The sequence below is a fragment of the Bacillus sp. SIMBA_008 genome, from assembly GCF_046535495.1.
GTDB lineage: Bacteria > Bacillota > Bacilli > Bacillales > Bacillaceae > Bacillus > Bacillus subtilis.
The window spans coordinates 1-263 of record NZ_JAWRWL010000658.1 but is presented as its reverse complement, the minus strand read 5'-3'; the positions used below and the strand labels follow the sequence as shown (position 1 = coordinate 263).

Here is a 263-nt window from a genome sequence, read left to right as displayed (position 1 = left end):
GCCGTTATGCCGGCAAAAGCGCCGTGGCTTGTGATGAAACGCCGCTTCGGCAGGCTGAATAAGAGGGCGGGGAAAAGCTGGGTGACAAGGCTGTAGCCCATTAAAAGCAAGGTGACGATGGTATTTCCGCCTTTCAGCGTAAAATATACGGAAATCAGCGCGATAACGGGTACGGCGTATTTTGCGAGCCGTGAGACTTTTTCGTCAGTCGTGCCGGGCAGAATGGCTTTGTACACATTTTTGGCGAACAGCGTGCTTGAGGC

The 263-nt window shown here is 53.2% G+C and carries 1 pseudogene; it reads right to left on the bottom strand.

Features of this window, described 5'->3' with window-relative positions:
- A pseudogene (locus SB658_RS24850) lies at positions 1 to 263 on the bottom strand (sodium:solute symporter family protein); the annotation flags it as partial.